This window comes from Dietzia maris (genome assembly GCF_014144855.1).
Lineage (GTDB): Bacteria > Actinomycetota > Actinomycetes > Mycobacteriales > Mycobacteriaceae > Dietzia > Dietzia kunjamensis.
This window is the reverse complement of the sequence record NZ_JAALDN010000069.1, coordinates 1-1265: the sequence shown is the minus strand read 5'-3', so window position 1 is coordinate 1265 and position 1265 is coordinate 1. Positions and strand designations below refer to the sequence as shown.

2 protein-coding genes are annotated in these 1265 nt (G+C 71.7%); both read right to left on the bottom strand.

All coding sequences use genetic code 11. From position 1 onward, the window contains the following. A partial coding sequence (locus G6024_RS02685) for a 3,4-dihydroxy-2-butanone-4-phosphate synthase (RefSeq protein WP_182640297.1) occupies positions 1-396 on the bottom strand: 396 nt, incomplete at its 3' end. Positions 397-469: 73 nt separating this feature from the next. Next, positions 470-1093: a riboflavin synthase gene (locus G6024_RS02680; protein ID WP_067716372.1), complete on the bottom strand. Its 624-nt coding sequence runs from the start codon at positions 1091-1093 to the stop codon at positions 470-472. Positions 1094-1265: the final 172 nt, after the last annotated feature.

Genomic DNA, 1265 nt, shown 5'->3' with positions numbered 1-1265 from the left:
GCGCAGGGGCACCACGTGGCCGGGCCGGGTGAAGTCGCCGGGCACGGTGTCGTCGGCGGCGAGCAGCCTCGCGGTGCGGGCGCGGTCGGCGGCCGAGATGCCGGTGGAGACCCCCGTGCGCGCGTCGACCGTCACGGTGTACGCGGTGTCGTGGCGGTCCTCGTTGATGGCGCGCATGGGCGGCAGGTCCAGCCGAAGGCAGTCCTCCGCCTCGAGCGCGACGCACACGTAACCGGAGGAGTACCGCACGAGGAAGCCCATCAGCTCGGGCGTCGCGAGTTCGGCGGCGAAGATCAGGTCGCCCTCGTTCTCGCGGTCCTCACTGTCCACCACCACGACGGCCCGTCCCGCCGCGATGTCGGCGATGGCTCGCTCGATGCCGTCAAAGGTGGTCACTGCTGCGGGTTCTCCTAGGTCTGGCGGGCCCGGGCGGAGGCCGCGGGCGCGGGTTCAAGTATGGCGCATCGGGTCAGTGGGACCCCCCACCGCGTCCGCCCAGCAGCCGCTCGACGTACTTGGCCAGCACGTCGACCTCCAGGTTGACGGGGTCGCCCGCGCCCAGTCCCCCGAGGATCGTGTCGGCGAGCGTCGTGGGGATGAGGGACACCTCGAACCACGGCTCCGGCTCGTCCGCGGCACTGACCGCCGAGACCGTCAGCGAGGTCCCGGAGACGGTGATCGACCCCTTCTCGACCACGTACCGGGCGAGGTCACCCGGCAGCGAGATGCGCACGACGTGCCAGTGCTCGTGCTCGTCGCGGCTGATCACGTGGCCTGTGCCGTCGACGTGGCCCTGGACGATGTGACCGCCGAACCGGGCGTCCGCGCGCATGGCGCGTTCCAGGTTGACGGGGTCGCCCGGTGACAGTGCACCGAGTGCGGTCCGGTCGAGCGACTCGGCCATCACGTCCACCTCGAAGTACTCCCCCGGTTCCCAGCCGGTGACGGTCAGGCACACCCCGTTGACGGCGATCGAGTCACCGTGGTGGGCGTCCGAGGTGACCAGGGGCCCCCGTATGCGCAGGCGCGCGGAGTCGCCGGTCGTCTCGACCGAGTCGAGGGTTCCGAGCTCCTCCACGATTCCGGTGAACATCAGCGGGGTCCTCTCGTCGGTGCGGTCGGCGTGGTCGCGGTGGCGGGTCGTGTCAGGCCGGGTCGTGTCAAGCACAGGTGGACGTCGTCGCCCAGGACGGTGGTCCCGCGGATCCGGAAACCGTGGGCGGCCGCGAGCGTGTCCACCCCGGCTCCGGAGACCGCCGACCGCC